Source organism: Nitrosomonas sp. GH22 (assembly GCF_009833115.1).
Taxonomy (GTDB): domain Bacteria; phylum Pseudomonadota; class Gammaproteobacteria; order Burkholderiales; family Nitrosomonadaceae; genus Nitrosomonas; species Nitrosomonas eutropha.
Genome location: NZ_QRCA01000004.1, coordinates 15,259 through 34,672 on the forward strand (window position 1 = coordinate 15,259; position 19,414 = coordinate 34,672).

The 19,414-nt window shown below is 44.5% G+C and carries 22 protein-coding genes; 2 read left to right on the top strand and 20 right to left on the bottom strand.

Going from position 1 to position 19,414, the window contains the following annotated elements; translation table 11 throughout:
• The first annotated feature begins 106 nt into the window (after nt 1-106).
• Both ABF86_RS00820 and ABF86_RS00825 read left to right on the top strand, forming a co-directional pair.
• Nucleotides 107-826, top strand: a complete 720-nt coding sequence (locus ABF86_RS00820) for a glycerophosphodiester phosphodiesterase family protein (RefSeq protein ID WP_160803410.1) — start codon at nt 107-109, stop codon at nt 824-826.
• 9 nt (nt 827-835) lie between these two features.
• Entirely contained in the window at nt 836-2,011 is a 1,176-nt protein-coding gene (locus ABF86_RS00825; RefSeq protein WP_160803411.1) for an FAD-dependent oxidoreductase, read from the top strand.
• Between the two features lie 29 nt (nt 2,012-2,040).
• Here ABF86_RS00825 and ABF86_RS00830 read toward each other — a convergent pair whose 3' ends face one another.
• The 20 genes from ABF86_RS00830 to ABF86_RS00925 form a co-directional block, all read right to left on the bottom strand.
• Nucleotides 2,041-2,373: a hypothetical protein gene (locus ABF86_RS00830; protein ID WP_160803412.1), complete on the bottom strand. Its 333-nt coding sequence runs from the start codon at nt 2,371-2,373 to the stop codon at nt 2,041-2,043.
• A 92-nt stretch (nt 2,374-2,465) separates the two neighbouring features.
• Nucleotides 2,466-2,867: a hypothetical protein gene (locus ABF86_RS00835; RefSeq protein ID WP_160803413.1), complete on the bottom strand. Its 402-nt coding sequence runs from the start codon at nt 2,865-2,867 to the stop codon at nt 2,466-2,468.
• Nucleotides 2,868-2,907: 40 nt separating this feature from the next.
• Nucleotides 2,908-4,368, bottom strand: a complete 1,461-nt coding sequence (gene lpdA / locus ABF86_RS00840; RefSeq protein ID WP_011634813.1) for a dihydrolipoyl dehydrogenase — start codon at nt 4,366-4,368, stop codon at nt 2,908-2,910.
• Nucleotides 4,369-4,441: 73 nt separating this feature from the next.
• Nucleotides 4,442-5,488: a beta-N-acetylhexosaminidase gene (gene nagZ, locus ABF86_RS00845; protein WP_160803414.1), complete on the bottom strand. Its 1,047-nt coding sequence runs from the start codon at nt 5,486-5,488 to the stop codon at nt 4,442-4,444.
• Nucleotides 5,489-5,490: 2 nt separating this feature from the next.
• Nucleotides 5,491-5,868: a holo-ACP synthase gene (gene acpS / locus ABF86_RS00850; RefSeq protein ID WP_011634815.1), complete on the bottom strand. Its 378-nt coding sequence runs from the start codon at nt 5,866-5,868 to the stop codon at nt 5,491-5,493.
• On the bottom strand, nt 5,865-6,590 hold the full coding sequence (pdxJ, locus tag ABF86_RS00855) for a pyridoxine 5'-phosphate synthase (RefSeq protein ID WP_011634816.1): 726 nt from the start codon (nt 6,588-6,590) through the stop codon (nt 5,865-5,867). Before pdxJ ends, acpS begins: the two co-directional genes overlap by 4 nt.
• 117 nt (nt 6,591-6,707) lie before the next feature.
• Entirely contained in the window at nt 6,708-7,598 is an 891-nt protein-coding gene (gene era / locus ABF86_RS00860) for a GTPase Era (RefSeq protein WP_011634817.1), read from the bottom strand.
• Nucleotides 7,599-7,675: 77 nt separating this feature from the next.
• Nucleotides 7,676-8,413, bottom strand: coding sequence for a ribonuclease III (rnc, locus tag ABF86_RS00865; RefSeq protein WP_160803415.1), 738 nt, complete (start codon nt 8,411-8,413; stop codon nt 7,676-7,678).
• A complete protein-coding gene (locus ABF86_RS00870) occupies nt 8,410-8,793 on the bottom strand; it encodes a DUF4845 domain-containing protein (RefSeq protein ID WP_160803416.1) in 384 nt (127 codons plus the stop codon). The genes rnc and ABF86_RS00870 overlap by 4 nt, the downstream gene beginning before the upstream one ends.
• Before the next feature lie 35 nt (nt 8,794-8,828).
• Nucleotides 8,829-9,632: a signal peptidase I gene (lepB, locus tag ABF86_RS00875; RefSeq protein WP_160803417.1), complete on the bottom strand. Its 804-nt coding sequence runs from the start codon at nt 9,630-9,632 to the stop codon at nt 8,829-8,831.
• A 71-nt stretch (nt 9,633-9,703) separates the two neighbouring features.
• Complete coding sequence (lepA, locus tag ABF86_RS00880; RefSeq protein WP_193565646.1) at nt 9,704-11,500, bottom strand: translation elongation factor 4; 1,797 nt, start codon at nt 11,498-11,500, stop codon at nt 9,704-9,706.
• Nucleotides 11,501-11,778: 278 nt separating this feature from the next.
• Nucleotides 11,779-12,057: a glutaredoxin family protein gene (locus ABF86_RS00885; RefSeq protein ID WP_074456242.1), complete on the bottom strand. Its 279-nt coding sequence runs from the start codon at nt 12,055-12,057 to the stop codon at nt 11,779-11,781.
• A complete protein-coding gene (locus tag ABF86_RS00890; protein WP_074456256.1) occupies nt 12,050-13,408 on the bottom strand; it encodes a DegQ family serine endoprotease in 1,359 nt (452 codons plus the stop codon). Before ABF86_RS00890 ends, ABF86_RS00885 begins: the two co-directional genes overlap by 8 nt.
• 290 nt (nt 13,409-13,698) lie before the next feature.
• Nucleotides 13,699-14,274: a sigma-E factor negative regulatory protein gene (locus ABF86_RS00895; RefSeq protein ID WP_074456241.1), complete on the bottom strand. Its 576-nt coding sequence runs from the start codon at nt 14,272-14,274 to the stop codon at nt 13,699-13,701.
• A 13-nt stretch (nt 14,275-14,287) separates the two neighbouring features.
• Nucleotides 14,288-14,890 (bottom strand): RNA polymerase sigma factor RpoE, encoded by a 603-nt coding sequence (gene rpoE, locus ABF86_RS00900; RefSeq protein WP_011634825.1) that lies wholly within the window; start codon nt 14,888-14,890, stop codon nt 14,288-14,290.
• 197 nt (nt 14,891-15,087) lie between these two features.
• Nucleotides 15,088-15,939 carry a transporter associated domain-containing protein gene (locus ABF86_RS00905; RefSeq protein WP_011634826.1) on the bottom strand — a complete coding sequence of 284 codons (852 nt, stop codon included), beginning with the start codon at nt 15,937-15,939 and terminating at the stop codon, nt 15,088-15,090.
• Nucleotides 15,940-15,992: 53 nt separating this feature from the next.
• Nucleotides 15,993-16,487, bottom strand: a complete 495-nt coding sequence (gene ybeY / locus ABF86_RS00910) for an rRNA maturation RNase YbeY (protein ID WP_240142178.1) — start codon at nt 16,485-16,487, stop codon at nt 15,993-15,995.
• Nucleotides 16,447-17,457, bottom strand: a complete 1,011-nt coding sequence (locus tag ABF86_RS00915; RefSeq protein WP_074456255.1) for a PhoH family protein — start codon at nt 17,455-17,457, stop codon at nt 16,447-16,449. The genes ybeY and ABF86_RS00915 overlap by 41 nt, the downstream gene beginning before the upstream one ends.
• 61 nt (nt 17,458-17,518) lie before the next feature.
• The gene (gene miaB, locus ABF86_RS00920; protein WP_011634829.1) at nt 17,519-18,850 is read right to left on the bottom strand and encodes a tRNA (N6-isopentenyl adenosine(37)-C2)-methylthiotransferase MiaB; all 1,332 of its coding nucleotides are present in this window, start codon (nt 18,848-18,850) and stop codon (nt 17,519-17,521) included.
• Between the two features lie 292 nt (nt 18,851-19,142).
• Nucleotides 19,143-19,414, bottom strand: a 272-nt coding sequence (locus ABF86_RS00925; RefSeq protein WP_193565647.1) for a NapC/NirT family cytochrome c, incomplete at its 5' end; no start/stop codon positions are given.

Consider the following 19,414-nt stretch of genomic DNA (forward strand, 5'->3'; position numbering starts at 1 on the left):
TCCCAAAACTGAACGGTTCCTGAACAACCCATCCTTTACCGGACAGCATCGCAATCCAATGGGATAGAGAGTAGACTCTGTGAGAAATAAAATTGACTCTTCTGCTATGACGCATAATATTCCTTGTTTCGTTGCTCATCGAGGATATCCCGCATTGTATCCGGAAAATTCCCTGCCCGGAATTCAGGCAGCAATCCAGGCGGGTACCCGTTATGTTGAAGTTGATATTCAACTAAGCTGCCAACTTACTCCATACCTTTGTCATGACGATCATCTCAGACGGTTAACCGGGCACAACGCTTATTTGACCGAGTTGAGGGATGATGAAATCGACATACTGACGATTCCTTACCCAAGCTCCACAAAATATGCTCCCATTCCTCGCCTGGCAAAATTCTGTCAATATCTGGCACAGTACCCGCAAGTTACTGCGTTTATTGAAATCAAATCTGAAAGTATTGCCCGGTTTGGTTTAAACAAGACGATAGCTGCAATTCTTCCGATTATTGACCCGGTGCGAGAACAATGCGTCCTGATTTCCTTCGACTGGGAAGCGATAGCGCTGATCAAAACACATCAGATATACAGAATTGGCTGGATTATTGATGGCTGGTCAGACAAGCAGTCAACCATGGCCACACGGCTGGAGCCAGATTATCTGTTTAGCAGCATCCGTTATCTGCCTAAAAATCTGGATCAGCTCTGGTCTGGATCATGGCAATGGGTAATTTACACAGTGGATGATTACGACACGGCGCTTGACTATGCAAAGGCTGGCATTACACTGATTGAAACCGATACTATTGGTACTTTACTTGCATCTTGAACTAGGGCCATGTCTGCAACCAATCATTACGACCTCATAATTGTTGGCGGAGGAATTCAAGGTGTTGCTGTTGCACAGGCGGCGGCTGCACGTGGCTACAGCGTACTGGTGCTAGAAAAAGCTGCTTTAGCAGCGGGCACTTCGAGCCGTTCAAGTAAATTGATTCATGGCGGTCTGCGTTATCTGGAAAGTGGCCAACTCAGCTTGGTGCGTGAAAGTCTAAAGGAACGCGCAGAGTTGCTGCGCCTTGCTCCTTCACTGGTCAGATTGCAACCCTTTTATCTTCCTATTTACCACCAGACATCGCGTGACTCACTAACTATTCGTGCAGGACTCAGCCTTTATGCTCTACTGGCGGGATTTGGCAAGGGGGCCGGCTTTTGCTCCATACCACGGAGAAAATGGGGAGAGCTGGACGGTCTCTCTACACGCGGACTCAAACATGTCTTCCAGTACTGGGATGCCCAGACTGATGATCAAGCGCTTACTCAGGCAATGATGCATTCTGCTTCATCACTGGGCGCAGAGTTACGCTGCCCAGCGGAATTCACTCACGCCAGGATTTTCGGAGACACTTGTGAAATTGAATTTTTGGAAAACAATCAGCCTTATCAGTGTACGGCAAGTGTGCTCATCAATGCTGCCGGCCCCTGGATCAACCAGGTGGCAGAACGCATCTCACCATCCCCACCAACATACCCGGTAGAGCTGGTACAAGGCACTCACCTGGTGCTGAACGGACGGTTGAATATGGGCTGTTATTACCTTGAATCGCCACAGGATCAGAGAGTTATTTTTGCCTTGCCATGGAAAGAACATATTTTGTTGGGTACAACTGAGACGGTATTCAAAGGAGAACCTGAGAAGGCATCTCCTCTGATAACAGAAGAGGTCTATCTGCTTGGCTGTTTTCGTTATTATTTTCCGGATCACTACATCACAATCCGAGAGCGCTTTGTCGGCCTACGTGTATTACCGGAGTCTGGGAGCCTCCCTTTTAATCGTTCACGTGAAATACATCTGCAATGTGATCATCCGAAATACCCTCGGGTTGTGGGAATCTACGGAGGGAAACTGACAGTCTGTCGTGCAACGGCCCGGAAAGTTTTACACACCCTGCGTCTTTCTCTACCTGTCCGGATACCCAGAGCAGATATCTCGCAATTATCGCTTGAGCTCCCTTGAGTTCAATTACAACACGGATTTTCCAAAATCTATTTTTTTGTAGCCTTCTCGGTTTTTTTTGTACGCCGGGCGATTTCTTTTTTGACTTCTTCCAGAAAATTGCTGTTATTTTTATGCTGTTGTTTTACTTTGTACCACATTAAACAGACAACACCTCCCAGCAGGATAGGTACTAAGCTTACTGGTTCAAAGCCATCAAACATTAAAAACACGATTCCTGTTGAAACACCAAATACACCAAGCAACCCTACTGCATATCCTTTACGTCCGCTCCAGATCGATTGAGCATGCTTGGCACACCATGCATCGACCTCATCCCGGGCTGATATCAGTTCCTCATCAGTCATTTCTTTGAAATTCATTAGTAACCTCCCGATAAATTAGAAACAATTTCATCAATCTTCTGGCTCAGATAAAATGACTTTAGCGTCGGTTTATCCGCATATTATTTCTTTTATTCTGCTAAAGAATCTTTACCCGGTTTCAACCCATTCAGCTGTTCAATTAGCGCTCGTCTTTCATTCTCTGTTTCCTGATAGCGCGTGTAGAGTTCATTCAGCTCATCCGTATAACGGCGTATCCTTTCGGTACGTTTCTTGCGCTGTATGGCCGAATCCTCATACTTTGGCGCTTCGCCACTGATAATCATGTCACTTCCAGTCTGAGCGACCTGATCGTCCTGCGCGATCTCGTGGCGTCGCAATTCCTGAAGCATTTGAAACTGCTGAAATAAAATCTGCTGTTCCTGTTGCTGCTGCGCAACAGCAGCTTCCATCTCAAGAATCTGTTTCTCATTGTCCGCTGCTGCAAATACAGACATGGAGATCAGCAGCAAACCCAAAAACAGCAGTTTCATACTATTTGCTCCCAGAAAATCCAGACCAATATTTCGCAAATCAGATATGAATGGTCCGTTTAGCCACGCCTAATGCAGCTTCATGCAGTGATTCGGAAAGTGATGGATGAGCATGTACGATACGTGCCAGATCCTCGCTGCTGGCAGAAAACCCCATGGCAACCACAGCTTCGGCAATTATTTCAGATACATAAGGACCCACCATATGTACGCCGAGGATACGATCGCTTTCTGCATCCGCCAGAACTTTAACAAACCCTGTTGTTTCCCCCAGTGCGCGAGCACGTCCGTTAGCCATGAACGGAAACTGCCCTACTTTGTAGATAACACCTTCTGCCTTCAGCGCCTGTTCGGTTTTTCCCACCCAAGCAATCTCCGGTGCGGTATAAATCACCCATGGCATCATTCCGAGATCAATATGCGCGGTTGAATCAGATGCTCCTTGCTGGTTCGACGCTATCCGCTCCGCAACAGCAACTCCTTCTTCAGAAGCCTTATGCGCCAGCATTGGCCCTCTTACAACATCTCCAATTGCATATACATTTTGCAAACTGGTTTGGCAAAATTTATCCACACCAATATATCCGCGCTCATCCAGCTGTAATCCTGTTTCTTTAGCTCCCAAACTAGCGGTATTGGGAACACGCCCCACAGCCACGATGAGTTTGTCCACCTCCAGGCTCTGTACGTTCTTGTCACGATCGGTATACTCGATTTTTACATTATCCTTGCCTGCTTGAGTTGATTTAATCTCAACCCCGGTATGAATGACAAGCCCGGTTTCACGCGTCAATGCCTTGTATGCTTCCTTTGCGACTTGCTCATCTGCTGCTGACAGAAAATCAGCTTGGGCTTCCAGTATTGTTACTTCTGCTCCCAGCCTGCGCCAGACACTTCCAAGTTCCAAGCCGATCACTCCCGCACCGATAATGGCAAGTTTTCCAGGCGTTTGTTGCAAAGCCAGAGCACCTGCATTATCAAGTACATTAACCCCGTCAACTGGCGCTATTGTCAGAGAACGAGGAACAGAACCTGTCGCAATGATGACATGCCTGGTGCGTACTGACTGCTCCTTCTCGTCAGTCTTTACTCTTATTTCCCAGCTATCATCATCGTTATCGCGTTTTTGCAGTACGCCACGACCATGCAAGACAGTTACTTTATTTTTCTTGAACAGCATGCCAATCCCGCCAGTAAAAGCTTTGACGATCTTGTCCTTGCGGGCAATCATGGCTGGAACATCTATCGATAATCCATCCAGCTTAATGCCGTGTTCCGCAAATTTATGTCCCGCTCGCGCAAAATTCTCGGAAGACTCAAGCAGTGCTTTGGAAGGAATACAGCCCACGTTAAGACAGGTACCCCCCAAGCTTGGTCTGCCCTGCTCATTCTTCCAGTCATCAATACATACTGTGTTTAGCCCGAGCTGCGCACAGCGGATAGCTGCTACATAGCCGCCAGGCCCTGCGCCGATAACTGCTACATCGAATATATTATTCATATCAATTAAGTGACAAAAATTGCTCGTTGAGAAATCCGGTCTGAATTACCCCGGAACGCTAAAAATGCAATTCTCACACGGATACACTGATATTAGCCAGACTGATTCTGCTGATCTCTTCAGTCGCCCGAATGAATCGCTCCATTTCATGCAACTGCGCCATCGAATGAACCGTTTGCTGCCCACGCATATGTTCCAGCCTGGCTGTATCGACAGCAGAAAATTCCCATTGCAGGGATGTCAACAATTCGTCTGCTGAATCGGGATCGTTACATATCAATACCATGTTACACCCTGCCTGCAAGGCTTGCTCCGCCCGGCGAGTGATGCTGCCATAATTTCTGGCAGCCTGCATACACAGGTCATCACTGAAAATGCAACCCCTAAATCCCAGCTCGTTCCGCAAAATATCCTGCAACCACTTGCTGGAAAAACCTGCCGGGTTTGGATCAATGGCTGGATAAATAACATGCGCAGCCATGATGCCGGAAAGCCCTGCATCAATCATCCGGCGGAAAGGGATCAGATCTTTCTTTTCAATATCCGTGTAATTGCGAGAATCAATAGCAGTTTCAACATGGGTATCCGCCTGGATCGCACCATGACCAGGGAAATGTTTACCTACTGCCACCATTCCCACCGACTGCAAACCGCTCATCAAGGCATGAGCCAGTTCAGCAACAACTTGTGGCTCACGATAAAAAGCACGATCACCAATCACGCTACTCTGCTCGCAATCAAGATCGAGCACAGGTGTAAAACTCACATCAACCCCACAAGCCTTGAGCTCTGCAGCCAGTACATAACCAATCTGCCGAGTCAGATGAAGCGACAAATCTGGATTCCTGTCCTGGATTTCTCCCAGCGTACGCATTGGCGGCAAACGCGTAAAACCGTCACGGAAACGCTGTACCCTGCCACCTTCCTGATCTACAGCAATCAATAGAGGCGGAGAGCGCAATGCATGAATGGATGCGGTTAATTCGGATAGCTGTGCTGGTGATTCATAATTTCGTGCAAACAGAATAACGCCACCAACAAGCGGATGACTCAATTGAACACGATCCGTTTCAGTTAACGTTGTGCCCGCTATGTCGAGCATCAGCGGGCCAAGAAACATATTTATTTTTCCAGCACCACAAAGGCACTTGCCAGTGTCAATTCATCACTAATGGAAAGATGATGACTAACAATACCGCGCTGCCCTATCCAATCGATCAGTTCCTGATGAAATTCAAAATAAGGTTTCCCCTGCGTATCATGCTGAACGGCAATATTCCCGAACATAACAGGGGTGCGCAAACCTGTGCCCACAGCCTTGGAAAAAGCCTCCTTGGCTGCAAAACGCTTTGCCAGAAACACTTCCGGCCGAGTCTGCCTCACATATTCTGACCACTCAGAATCTGCCAGCACGCGTCTGGCAAATCTTTCTCCGTAACGCTCCAGCGACCCCGCAATACGGGCAGGATCAACCAGATCGGTACCAATCCCGTATATCATGCACGCGCCTCTTGCATTAACGTTTTCATTTCCCGTACAGCTTGAGCAAAACCAATAAACAGTGCCCGGGCGACAATAGCATGGCCGATATTCAATTCGGTTATCTCCGGGATAAATGCAATTGGCGTGGTGTTCTGGTAATGCAAGCTGTGTCCAGCATTCACCTGTAATCCCCGGCTAAATGCATAGGCCGCCATACTGCGGATTGTTTCCAGCTCAGCCTGTTGTGCCTCAGATGTTGCAGCATCTGCATAATGGCCGGTATGTAGCTCAATCACTGGCGCGCCCACCCTGATTGCTGCATCAATCTGATCAGCTCGTGCATCAACAAACAGAGAAACACGAATTCCAGCTTCTGTGAGGCGCTTGCACGCGGCACTTACCTGATCGAAGTGCCGGATCACATCCAGTCCCCCTTCAGTGGTCAACTCTTCACGACGCTCCGGCACCAGGCAGATATCATGTGGTTTGATTCTGCAGGCAAAAGAGATCATCTCTTCTGTTACAGCGCTTTCCAGGTTCATTCGGGTTTTAAGTCGTTCTCGCAGAATTATCACATCCTCTTCCTGGATATGACGCCGATCTTCACGCAAATGTAGCGTAATCGCATCCGCTCCAGATTCCTCGGCAACCAGAGCTGCCTTGATCGGACTGGGATAATCCGTACCTCGTGCCTGCCGTAGCGTTGCGACATGATCAATATTGACACCCAGAGCTATCATGATTATTCAGTTCTCCCAGTCGTTTTAAATTGCTTTTTTTAATCTTTTACAAATCAGCTGATCTACAAACCCGGTTGGGGGTATGTGCCAGATAGTCTGCCACGACAATTTTTATTCCTATTCATACCCCATACTCTTCAGTGCAATAGCGTCATCTGCCCAGCCGGATTTTACCTTGACCCATATCTCCAGATAGACTTTGCCATCAAACAGCACCTCCATATCCTTACGTGCCTGTGTAGCCATATCCTTCAGTTTTTTTCCCTGCTTACCTATAATGATAGCTTTCTGATTTTCTCTCTCCACCAGAATACAGGCATGGATACGTCGCAAATTGCCTTCCACAGCGAACTGCTCGATGATCACACTAACCGAGTAGGGTACCTCCTCACCAATTTGCCGAAAAACTTTTTCGCGCAGTAATTCTGCTGCCAGAAATCGTTCACTGCGATCTGTAATTTCGTCCTCCGTAAACACCGGAGGATTTTCGGGCAAATAGTGACGAATAACTTCAGTCAGATCTGATAATTGTCTGTTTTGCAATGCACTTACCGGGACAATATCTGCAAAATCGAATAAATCAGCCATTTTTTGCATGAACGGGAGCAATTGCAGTTTATCCGGTAACAAATCAATTTTGTTTATCACCAGAATTACAGGAAGATTCCTGGGCAATTGCTCAAGAACCTGCTCATCTTCCCGACCAAACCGTCCAGCCTCAAGCACGAACAAGATGACATCCACATCCTGCATACTTTGCAGAACAACCCGGTTCATTACCTGATTGAGCTGGCTACGATGGCGCATCTGGAAACCGGGCGTATCTACAAAAATAAATTGTGATTGTACATCCGTCAATATCCCGTGAATCCGATGACGGGTGGTTTGCGCTTTTCTGGAAGTAATGCTGATCTTTTGTTTAATCAGATGATTCAACAAGGTTGATTTACCAACATTGGGTCGCCCCACAATAGATATGTAGCCTGCTTTGTAACCAGATGCGCTCATAGTAAAGTTCTGCCTAGATAAAGAGAACTCAGGTTGATCAAAGGAATTGTATAGAGTTACGATGGATACGAGGTTGCTTAATGTCTTACTACGGCAAGTTTATAAGCTCGGCGTGCAGCTTCCTGTTCGGCTCGACGACGACTGGTTCCTTCACCACTTGTGCGAATAGCAAATTCAGGAATGACGCATTCCACATGAAAAACCTGTGCATGTGCATCACCACGTGTCAATAGCGTACTGTACTCAGGCAAGTCTACTTTCCGACTTTGTAGATATTCTTGTAACAAAGTCTTGGGATCTTTACCAAAAAGATCAGGATCCAGCTGATTTAACAAAGGATCATAGAGTGCCACAATCACCTGATCAACTTTTTCAAATCCACTTTCAAGGTAGATTGCCCCGATAATGGCTTCCATTGCATTTGCCAGAATAGATGGGCGCTGATGCCCGCCACTCTTGCGCTCGCCATCACCAAGTAAAATCAATTCGCTAATACCCAGAGCAGATGCAAGTTGATGCAAGGCGTCTTGGTTGACGAAATTTGCACGTAATCTTGTCAGATCTCCTTCTGGCAATAGCAGGAAACGTTTGAACAGCAGCGTTGATACCGCACAGTTCAGCACACTATCCCCTAGAAACTCAAGACGTTCATTATTCGGAAAACCGAGGCTGCGATGGGTCAGCGCCTCCTGAAGCAAATCAGGTTGTTTGAAGGTATAACCCAGTTTTTGGGAAAAAACAGTGTAATCCTGCTTTTTCAATTTTTTTGCATGTTTACTCTTTATGCCTTGCGAAGTAAATTTGGATCTGGTCATTGATCACTGGCTGCATCGAAATCGATCAGTAGCGAAAGGTTTGCAAATAAAGGCTTTTTAACTGCGTAACTAATGTTCAAGATTAGTTGCTCGTCCTGCTTTCTGATGACAATATCACTCCCGCTTACGGATTTTATATCATCTACAGCAGCACGTTTATCAAAAGCTATACGTATTTCACGAACACTCGCATCCCGCAGTTTGGAATCACTGGCAATTGTCACTAGTGCTCGCTTGACAGCAGCGAATTCAATGAAAGAGGGGATCAATCTCATCCCCAGAATGGCCGCCAGTACAATTGCCACTGACCATGTCAGTAGCCCGGGCAGACTTATCCCTTGCTGCCCTCTGTTTGTCGAGGAATATAATGATGAATACATAAATTTCTCCTGCGGCATACTAAAGATTCAAATCATTACTTGATTAGCATACCTATTCTGCTCAGATCATTAAAATTCCACCAGATCAGGAAAGCTTTACCAACAATATGATCTTCTGGCACAAAGCCCCAATAGCGGCTATCACTGCTGCCATCACGATTATCACCTAAAGTAAAATAATTACCTTCTGGGATTTTGCATGAGAAGCCTGTTTGGTCAAAAGTACAATTTTCCCGGTTGGGAAAATGATGGACAGCGGATAGCTGTATATCGGGCATCTCCTGATTAATCAAAACATTATACTCGTTACCATCCATGCTCTCCTTAAACCGCTGTGTATAAATATATGCTAACCCGGATTCAATATACTTGTAGTCGCCAGCTGGTTCCAATTGAATGGGAACATCATTGATACTTAGATGTTTGTTTCGGTAAGTGACCGTATCCCCAGGTATACCAATCACCCGCTTGATGTAGTCAATAGATGGATCTTCTGGAAAGCGGAATACCATGACTTCGCCTCGTTTGGGCTCATTCATATTGATAATTTTCAGGTTTGCTACAGGCAATCTGATCCCGTAGGTGTACTTGTTGACCAATATAAAATCCCCCACCAGTAAGGTCGGTATCATGGAACCGGAAGGTATTTTAAAAGGCTCTACCAGAAACGATCTCAAACAAAATACAACCAAAATAATGGGGAAAAAACTTTTAGGGTACTCAATCCACCATGGCTCGACATTATCAGGAGTACGCTGGTGTCGCAGTATTAAATAATCAAGCAGCCAAATTCCACCTGTAACCACCAATAAAGCAAGCAACACCAAAGGAAAATTCATAGTATCCCGGTACTTATCTGATCTAAAGATATACTGATAAACATATTAAACACGTCATTTATCGGTATTGTTTACTTACCATCCACCTGAAGGATAGCAAGAAACGCTGCTTGTGGAATTTCAACATTACCGACCCGTTTCATACGCTTTTTCCCCGCTTTCTGCTTTTCCAGCAGCTTGCGTTTTCGCGTAATATCCCCACCGTAGCACTTCGCCAGTACATTTTTACGTAATGCCTTGACATTTTCACGCGCCACAATATGGGCACCTATTGCTGCCTGTACCGCAATATCAAACATTTGTCGCGGAATAAGTTCACGCATTTTTTGTGCCAGCTCCCGTCCACGTTGTTGACTGCTGGCACGGTGTACAATCAGGGACAAGGCATCTACCCGTTCATTATTGATCAGTATGTCGAGCTTAACCAGATCAGCCACTCTGAATTCCTTAAATTCGTAATCAAGCGAAGCATAACCACGGCTCACAGATTTCAATTTATCAAAGAAATCCATTACCACCTCATTTAGAGGCAGCTCATAAACAAGCATGACCTGCCTGCCCATATATTGCATATTTTCCTGAACTCCGCGTTTACCGGTACACAATGTTATCACCGCGCCTACATATTCCTCGGGAACCAGGATAGTTGCAGTAATAACAGGCTCCCTGATTTCTTCTATGCTGGACAGTTCTGGTAGTCTGGAAGGATTTTCGATCTCCACAATCTTGCCATCATGCAGGATAACCTGATAAACCACTGTCGGCGCAGTGGTAATAAGATCCATATCATATTCCCGCTCCAGTCGTTCCTGAACAATATCCAGATGCAATAAACCGAGAAATCCGCAACGAAAGCCGAAACCCAGTGCCTGAGAAGTTTCCGGCTCAAAGTGTAAAGAAGCATCGTTCAACCGCAGCTTCTCCAATGCTGCACGCAATGCGTCATATTGATTGGATTCGACCGGATACAGTCCAGCAAAAACCTGTGGTTTTATTTCCTTGAATCCATCCAGAGGCTCACTGGCAGGATGATCAACCAGCGTTACCGTATCTCCCACTTTGGCAGACTTTAAATCCTTAATTCCAGAAATTATGAAACCAACCTCTCCGGCACTCAGAGATTCACGGTTAACCGCCTTCGGCTGAAAAACACCCACTTCCTCACACAAATAATTTGCCTTATTGGACATTAGCAGGAGCTTGCTACCTGGTTTCAATATGCCATCCATCACTCGAACCAGCATCACAACGCCCACATAACTGTCAAACCAGGAATCTATTATTAGCGCCCTGAGCGGCGCATCGATCTCCCCTTCCGGAGGTGGAATCCGGGCCACAATCATTTCCAGGACTTCATTTATCCCTTCACCAGTTTTAGCACTAATGTGTAGAGCACTCCTGGCTTCAATTCCGATAATGTCTTCTATTTCAGCAATCACTCTATCAGGATCAGCAGCAGGTAAGTCGATCTTGTTTAGCACTGGAATAACTTCGACGCCTTGTTCAATTGCGGTATAGCAGTTTGCAACAGTCTGCGCTTCGACACCTTGAGAAGCATCGACAACCAGCAGAGCACCTTCACAAGCAGATAGTGAACGGGATACTTCGTAGGAAAAATCAACGTGTCCTGGCGTATCAATCAAATTCAACAAATAATTTACACCATCCTTGGCCTGGTAATACAAGGCAGCAGTCTGTGCCTTTATCGTAATGCCGCGTTCGCGTTCCAGATCCATCGAATCGAGTACCTGAGCTTCCATTTCCCGATCAGAAAGACCTCCACAAAACTGAATAATGCGATCAGCAAGCGTGGATTTGCCATGATCAATATGTGCAATAATAGAAAAATTACGAATGTGCTGTATCAAAAAAAATCACCGATTGGCAGGAGAATTGACGGAAGCCATGGATAAAAGAAGCGATTGTATACAAATCAGCAGAAGGAAGATAGATTTCCCGGAGCAGCCAGAACAGATAAAGCGCTTCCGCATACTTGACAATCATGAAGACAACGCGAGAACTCGCTAAATAAATCAGATGAGTAGTAATTTACTCAGCTCCCGCATTATCTCTATGCTGGAACAATAACAAGAAGATATGAGAACGGATCTTTTGTAGAGAAGATAATTTAATCTGCTCGAGCAAATCAAATCAGCAAAAAGTTAGAATTGGCAAGGTAAGCGTTAAACGCCTCTAAATCAAGAAAATAGTGACATAGCTCTTTTTTTTCTTTTACAGCAAACAGAACTGGAACACGCTTATTATATAATCGGGTCAAATTCTCATCTTTATCAATATTGATCACTACAAACTCAAATCGAAATTCCTTTTGCAGATCACCGAGGGAAGCAATCATATCCTCACAGAGATGACAGCCTTCTCTCCCATATACAATTAATTTTCTGAGCTCTGTCCGATTATTCATCTATTTTTATGGTAATGAAAGTCGCAACTTCCCCTCTTCTTATTAGTAGCGCAATATTCCGACCTTTGGGAGCATCATTCAGCAACTTATTGAACTGTCTGATAGATTTTATATCTTGATTATTAAATCCCAAGATAATATCTCCGGGACGGATACCCGAGCTACTGGCTATTCCGTCATAAACTTCATCAACCAGCAAGCCATTCTCTATACCAAGCTGATTTTTCTGGTTAGCAGAAAGCTCCCTTAGAACAAGACCAAGCCGACTGGTTGCATCTCCTGATTTGCTTTGTTTTTGATTAACAATATTGCCATCCGCAGGCATTTCTCCTACTGAAATAGTCATTTTTTTGACCGAACCACTACGCCATATTTCAACAGGCACCTTGGAGCCAGGTTTCGTGTTCCCAACAATGCGTGGCAAATCACTTGAAGCCTCGATATCTTTACCATCAAATTTCAGAATAACGTCTCTTATCTTTATGCCAGCTTTGTCAGCTGGCCCGCCTTTTTCTACTGAAACCACTAGTGCACCGCGTGACTTGTCCAGACTGAAAGACTCGGCCAACTCGTCTGTCATTTCCTGTATCATGACACCAATCTTTCCGCGTGAGATCTTGCCATAGGTCTTGAGTTGATCGGCAATATCCATCGCGACATCAATCGGAATGGCAAAAGAAAGACCCATAAATCCACCCGTTCTACTGTAAATCTGGGAGTTGATACCCACAACCTCACCCTTCATATTAAACAGCGGTCCACCTGAATTACCTGGATTAATCGCCACATCAGTTTGTATAAAAGGAACATAGTTTTCCTGGGCGAGCGAACGTCCTTTTGCACTCACGATTCCCGCTGTAACCGTGTTCTCGAAGCCAAAGGGAGCGCCAATGGCAACTACCCATTCTCCAACCTTGAGCTGCTCAGGGCTACCTTGGGTCACTACCGGCAGATCATTTGCATCTATTTTAAGCAATGCAATATCTGTTTTTTGATCAGCTCCAATTACTTTTGCGCTGAATTCACGCTTATCAGTCAATCGGACGGTAATTTCATTGGCCGCCTCAACCACATGTGCATTGGTCAGGATATACCCATCTTTACTGATAATAAAGCCTGAACCAAGTGAACGAGATTCATATTTTCTCGGGCCTGAGAAAGGTTGGATATGCCTGCGAAAAAATTCATAGAAAGGAGAATCTTCCGGAATATTAGGAATTTCTGGTAAAAACTGACCAACCCCTACTTGCTGAGTCTGAACTGTACTGATATTGACAACCGCCTGTCCGTGCTTTTCTACCAGATCAGTAAAGTCCGGCAAATCTTTTGCCTGCAATGAAACAGGCAGCATAAATACGGACCAACATAGGAAAATTATAAATGCTATCTTCTGCCATGTATTTTTAATCGTAGCCACGATCAATATTAATCCTGAGTTTGGGTAGAGGTTACTTTGAGAGATCATGATGATAAATATATAATCATAATTAAGAATTATTGGCGCTTACAGAAGTAAGTCCACATTACCGTAGCCAAAATATCGTCATATCAATTCCTCACAAGCTCTTTCTGTTTATAACAATGACAGAACACGGCACCTGCATTATTACAACAATATACTTCATGAACTCATGATTCACGTTACTCGGCAGGCGCGAGAGGCTCTGTCCGGATTGGTCCAACAGCTGGAGATACCCCGACAGACGGATAACGGGCAGCACTCTCGTATGTTACTCCCCTGTAGATCAGAGGATAATTACTGTTTGTAGAAACAGAAGGAAATGAATACGAGGGAGCGGGCTGAAAAGTAACCAACGAGCGCTGCTCGTTGACAGGCGTAGCCTTGTCATTTATTTTCTCAGTCACATAAACTTCTTTAAGTGCTGTTTCATGCTGCTCTATAGATTGAAATATCAACCATCCGGCTGACAACACTGTAATCGAAGCAGCAACGGAAAATCCCAGTAGTTTTTGTTTACGATTCTGGTGAGTTTTGTGTGAATAAGGCACCAATAACAGCGGTTCATCAATTAGTTTATTTCTGATCTTTTCTGAAAGATTTATACTAATAACGGATTGGTGTAATGAATCCCTGATTATATGATAAACCTCCCAGTCAGAAAACAGACTACTGTCACTTTTTACAACATTAATGATCGTAACTGCATCCGTATCCTCAAGCTCACCATCCATTAATTCAGATACTTTCTTTCTCACATTTCACCTCTTATTACCATCTTTTACTCTTGTCAGTGCCTAACAAAGGACGCAGTTTGTCAGCCACCGCCTCACGCGCCCTGAATATTCTGGACCGCACTGTACCAATTGGACAATTCATAATATCGGCAATCTCTTCATAGCTTAATCCTTCAATTTCCCTGAGAGTTATCGCAGTTCGTAATTCTTCGGGTAAAGCTTCTAGTGCCTGATTTACAGTTTGGGCAACCTGTTTTCCCATAAGTTCACTTTCAGGCGTATTCACCTCCCGAAGCTGATCAGCTCCTTCGAAATTTTCCGCATCTTCAGCATCAAATCCAGTAATGGTTACGGGCTGTTTACGGCCTTGTGCTACCAGAAAATTCTTGGCTGTATTAACTCCAATTCGATACAACCAGGTATAAAAGGCACTATCACCGCGAAACGAAGCTAATGCCCGATAGGCCTTAATAAAGGTTTCCTGGGCAATATCTTCCACTTCAGCCGGATCTCGAATAAATCGAGATAACAAGCGCGCGAGCCGTCCCTGATATTTAATAACCAGCAGATCAAAAGCACGTTTATCGCCCTGCTGTACCCGTTCTACCAGCTGTTGATCGATTTCACGATCACTCATTTTTCTTGGCTGCCGAGATAAGAAAAATGCAAATCAACTCTATTTATCAATTCGTAACCTTCTGTTCCGGTTTTACTTTTGACTTTCAATAAATTTTTGAAGTTATTATATAATTGAGGGTATTTCTTCTTTAACCCGATCCAAAATAATCATTTGACATAAACTCAGCCATATTTACTATAAAAGCTGAATTAGTCTTATGAATCTGCAATATCAGTCAACTCGGGTTTAATACGTTCCACTTTTAACAGATGCAAACGACGGCTATCCGCTCTCATAACGGTAAAACTGAAATCTCCTATGACAATTGATTCCCCGCTCTCAGGAAGCCTGCCAAATTTGCCAATAACAAGACCGCCAATCGTATCAAAGTCTTTATCACTGAATGATGCGCCCAAAGTTTCATTAAAACTTGATATTTCAGCAATTGCCTTGACACGATAATGGCCGTCTGTATCTGCAACAATGTATGCGTCATCCTCGTCAAAATCATATTCGTCCTCAATATCCCCAACAATCTGCTCCAACACATCCTCAATCGTAACAAGCCCGGCCACACCGCCATATTCATCGACGACAATAGCAATATGGTTACGATTACTGCGAAAATCCTTGAGAAGAATATTAAGCCTCTTAGATTCCGGTATATATATCACCGGGCGCAGTATATCCTGTATGTTGAATGCTTCTCTGCTTGAGTAATAGCGTAATAAATCCTTTGCCAGTAAAACACCAATAACCTGGTCTTTGCTCCCATCCGTAACAGGAAATCGTGAATGGGCAGTCTCAATCACAAATGGAATAACCTCCTCAGGTTTTTCGTTAATATCAATCGTATCCATTTGCGAACGAGGAACCATAACGTCACGAACTTGCATTTCCGAAACTTGCATCACCCCTTCGATCATAGCCAGTGCATCCGCATCAAGCAGGTTACGCTCATAAGCAGAGTGCAGTAAAGCAATCAACTGCTCACGATCTTCCGGTTTGCGCGAAAGTAATGTACTGATATGCTCAAGCCAACCAGCTTTGGGGGAGGTCTCGTTCATGAAATGTATAGCATCGGGAATAAAAAAGATTTGTCTGGTCCGTTTATATCATTTCACTGCTGAATGACATAAGGGTCAGGATAATTGAGCCTGGTGATAATCTTTGTTTCGAGGGATTCCATAACAACGGCATCTTCGTCGCTGATATGATCATATCCTTGCAAATGTAAAACGCCATGGACAATAAGATGCGCATAGTGTGCTACCAGATCTTTATTTTGTTGTTCTGCCTCCCTGGAAATTACAGGAGCGCACAGCACGATATCACCGAGAAGTGGAACATCATCACTATACACAAACGTCAATACGTTAGTTGCAGAGTCCTTGCCACGAAACTTGCGATTAAGCACTTCACCTTCCTGCATACCAACGATACGAATAACAATTTCAGCCGGCTTATTTAACGCAGCCCCGACCCATTTACGAAACAGTTGCCTGCCCGGAATATTAGTTTTATCTGCCGCAAACTGCACCGTCAATTTAAACGTCTTCCCACAACCAGAAAATTTATTGGGGTTCTTTATCAGAGGCATATTTTTCGTAGGCATCCACTATACGTTGAACCAGTGGATGCCGAACTACATCGTCAGTTTTAAAATGTGTAAACGCTATTCCACTTACTCTTTTTAATACTTGCCCAGCTTCAACCAAACCACTCTTCTGATGCTTCGGCAAATCTATTTGCGTTATATCTCCCGTAATTACCGCTTTGGAGCCAAAACCGATACGCGTCAAAAACATTTTCATCTGTTCAGGAGTTGTGTTTTGCGCCTCGTCCAAAATAATGAATGATTGATTGAGAGTGCGGCCACGCATGAAAGCTAGTGGCGCAATTTCAATAGTGCTTTTTTCGAAATATCTATTGACTTTCTCAAACCCCATTAAGTCATACAAAGCGTCATAAAGCGGCCGTAAATAGGGGTCCACCTTCTGCACCATATCTCCTGGCAAAAACCCCAATCTTTCCCCTGCCTCTACGGCTGGGCGCACCAGAATAATTCGACCAACCAGCTCGCGCTCCAATGCATCTACCGCACAGGCAACAGCAAGGTAGGTCTTCCCCGTGCCCGCTGGCCCAATGCCAAAAGTAACATCGTGCTCCCTGATTTGATAAAGATAATCCGTCTGTCGAACAGTACGACCTTGAATATTGCCGCGACGAGTTATGAGTTGCAAAGGTGTCGAGTCGAGCTTTTCCGCATCCCTGTCTGAATTCATAGTAGACGGAGAGGCAATATTTCTGATTTCAACTAATCCTAACTGTATCTGCTCAATACCGAGATGATTATCCGATTCTTCATAGAATTTTTTCAATGCTCGGACTGCAAGATTAGTTTGACTGATAGGACCATGAAGTATGAAGTGAGCACCTCTACGTGAGATGACTACATCAAAGGCAGATTCAATCTGCTTGAGATTTTCATCTAATACCCCGCAAAGGTTGATCAGGCGTTCATTATTTGTGGATGAAAACGTCAATTCAACAGATTCAGGTTTCGATTCTACCGAAAACGTCATCGCAGCGTTCAAACTCTAATTGCAATCAAGTTGAGCAACAAACCGGCCGTAACAAGATTGTTCATTGCATATCAGAAATTTCACCGCGTAACGTATGCGATGAGACTGCTGTTATCTTGATATCAACAAAGCTTCCCACCAAACCAGCGTGTCCAGCAAAATTGACTACTCGGTTATTGTCCGTTCTTCCACAAAATTCATTTGGATCTTTTTTTGATGGGCCCTCTACCAAAACACGCTGGATAGTATCAACCATACTCTGACTGATCATTTGTGCATTACGCTGTATTTTTTCCTGCAACTGATGCAGTCTGGCCAGCTTTATCCGATAAGGCGTGTCATCCGGTAAATCTGAGGCAGGTGTTCCAGGACGCGGGCTATAAATAAAACTAAAAGATTCATCAAATTTCACATCATCAATCAGTTTCATCGTCTCTTCAAAATCAGTATCCGTTTCTCCCGGAAATCCGACAATAAAATCTGATGATATTGATATATTTGGACGAATCGTACGTAATTTACGGATGATGGATTTATACTCAATTATAGTATAACCTCGTTTCATCGCAGCCAGAATCCTGTCTGATCCGGATTGTATGGGCAAGTGCACATGACCAACCAGCTTCGGTAATCGCTGATACGTTTCAATCAATCGGGCTGTAAATTCTCTCGGATGGGAAGTTGTATACCGGATACGCACCAAGCCCGGAATTTCATGGATATAATCCAGTAGCGTAGCAAAATCTATATCTCCTTCTCCGCTTGTCTTATCGTAATAAGCATTCACATTTTGTCCGAGCAGAGTAACTTCCTTGACCCCTTGAATCACAAGCCCAGCCACTTCGGTCAGAACATCATCCAATGGCCTGGAAACCTCCTCTCCCCGGGTATAAGGAACAACACAAAAGCTACAGTATTTACTGCATCCTTCCATAATTGATACAAAAGCAGTTGCTCCTGTTGTACGAGCAGGTGGCAAACGATCAAATTTTTCTATTTCTGGAAAAGTAATGTCAACCTGTGACTGGCCTGTACGCCTGCGAGCATCAATCAACTCGGGTAATCTGTGTAATGTTTGCGGGCCAAATACCAAATCTACAAATGGAGCACGCCTGACTATCTCTGAACCTTCCTGGCTGGCCACACATCCACCAACACCAATCAACAAATCAGGCTTGCTATTTTTAAGATGCCGCACGCGCCCCAGATCATGAAAAACTTTTTCCTGCGCCTTTTCACGAACTGAGCAAGTATTAAATAGAATTAAATCAGCTTCTTCAGGTACTTCAGTCAGCTCCATATTTTTTTCTGATAAAAGAATATCAGCCATTTTGGCTGAATCGTATTCATTCATCTGACAGCCAAATGTTTTGATATAAAGCTTACTACTCATTATATTCCTTACCATCAACCTAAAAAAACACTCGCTGCAAGCAACGAGATATTAATTACTGTGGTACTCAGCCCATCGATGATCTTAATCAGCCTAGCCCCAAGGAGCTGAAAATTGAGCCCGCAGAGATTAACAAGTCAACAAACCTGTATATCTTTATTTAACAGAAAACCAAAGCAACTAAAGCAATGCCGCAAGCCACATCTCGTATCCTGATCCTGATTCAGCTCCAGGGAGAATGTGACTTGCGGCTCTATACACCTTAATCTAACGTAAACCAGCCAATCAAAATTTACTCATCATCACTATCGTCATCATGGTTGCTGGAGGAAGCGGAGTCGCTGTCGTCAGCTGTTTCAGTTTCTTCAACTTCCACCTCGACTTCTTCATCCTCGTCATCAACGTCAACGTCACCCTCTTCCGACTTTAATACCAGCTTGCCTGCAGCAAGACTTGCATTCAAATCTGTCATCGGCGCTTCTTCATGCACCAGATTCTGATGACAGTCTATGCAGGTTGCTCCTTCCGTTTCCATTTTCTTATGTTCCGCCTGAGCGCTTTCTC

What these genes read in the sequence shown, in the direction of transcription:
- ABF86_RS00885 (WP_074456242.1), bottom strand. Translation starts at nt 12,057, where the DNA reads ATGAATAATCGGACAGAGCTCAGAAAATTAATTGTATATGGGAGAGAA.
- ybeY (WP_240142178.1), bottom strand. Translation starts at nt 16,487, where the DNA reads ATGCCTACGAAAAATATGCCTCTGATAAAGAACCCCAATAAATTTTCT.
- ABF86_RS00835 (WP_160803413.1), bottom strand. Translation starts at nt 2,867, where the DNA reads ATGAAACTGCTGTTTTTGGGTTTGCTGCTGATCTCCATGTCTGTATTT.
- lpdA (WP_011634813.1), bottom strand. Translation starts at nt 4,368, where the DNA reads ATGAATAATATATTCGATGTAGCAGTTATCGGCGCAGGGCCTGGCGGC.
- nagZ (WP_160803414.1), bottom strand. Translation starts at nt 5,488, where the DNA reads ATGTTTCTTGGCCCGCTGATGCTCGACATAGCGGGCACAACGTTAACT.
- miaB (WP_011634829.1), bottom strand. Translation starts at nt 18,850, where the DNA reads ATGAGTAGTAAGCTTTATATCAAAACATTTGGCTGTCAGATGAATGAA.
- rpoE (WP_011634825.1), bottom strand. Translation starts at nt 14,890, where the DNA reads ATGAGTGATCGTGAAATCGATCAACAGCTGGTAGAACGGGTACAGCAG.
- ABF86_RS00870 (WP_160803416.1), bottom strand. Translation starts at nt 8,793, where the DNA reads ATGTATTCATCATTATATTCCTCGACAAACAGAGGGCAGCAAGGGATA.
- ABF86_RS00820 (WP_160803410.1), top strand. Translation starts at nt 107, where the DNA reads ATGACGCATAATATTCCTTGTTTCGTTGCTCATCGAGGATATCCCGCA.
- acpS (WP_011634815.1), bottom strand. Translation starts at nt 5,868, where the DNA reads ATGATATACGGGATTGGTACCGATCTGGTTGATCCTGCCCGTATTGCG.
- ABF86_RS00825 (WP_160803411.1), top strand. Translation starts at nt 836, where the DNA reads ATGTCTGCAACCAATCATTACGACCTCATAATTGTTGGCGGAGGAATT.
- era (WP_011634817.1), bottom strand. Translation starts at nt 7,598, where the DNA reads ATGAGCGCATCTGGTTACAAAGCAGGCTACATATCTATTGTGGGGCGA.
- rnc (WP_160803415.1), bottom strand. Translation starts at nt 8,413, where the DNA reads ATGACCAGATCCAAATTTACTTCGCAAGGCATAAAGAGTAAACATGCA.
- pdxJ (WP_011634816.1), bottom strand. Translation starts at nt 6,590, where the DNA reads ATGATAGCTCTGGGTGTCAATATTGATCATGTCGCAACGCTACGGCAG.
- ABF86_RS00830 (WP_160803412.1), bottom strand. Translation starts at nt 2,373, where the DNA reads ATGAATTTCAAAGAAATGACTGATGAGGAACTGATATCAGCCCGGGAT.
- lepB (WP_160803417.1), bottom strand. Translation starts at nt 9,632, where the DNA reads ATGAATTTTCCTTTGGTGTTGCTTGCTTTATTGGTGGTTACAGGTGGA.
- ABF86_RS00915 (WP_074456255.1), bottom strand. Translation starts at nt 17,457, where the DNA reads ATGACGTTTTCGGTAGAATCGAAACCTGAATCTGTTGAATTGACGTTT.
- ABF86_RS00890 (WP_074456256.1), bottom strand. Translation starts at nt 13,408, where the DNA reads ATGCTGCCTGTTTCATTGCAGGCAAAAGATTTGCCGGACTTTACTGAT.
- ABF86_RS00905 (WP_011634826.1), bottom strand. Translation starts at nt 15,939, where the DNA reads ATGAACGAGACCTCCCCCAAAGCTGGTTGGCTTGAGCATATCAGTACA.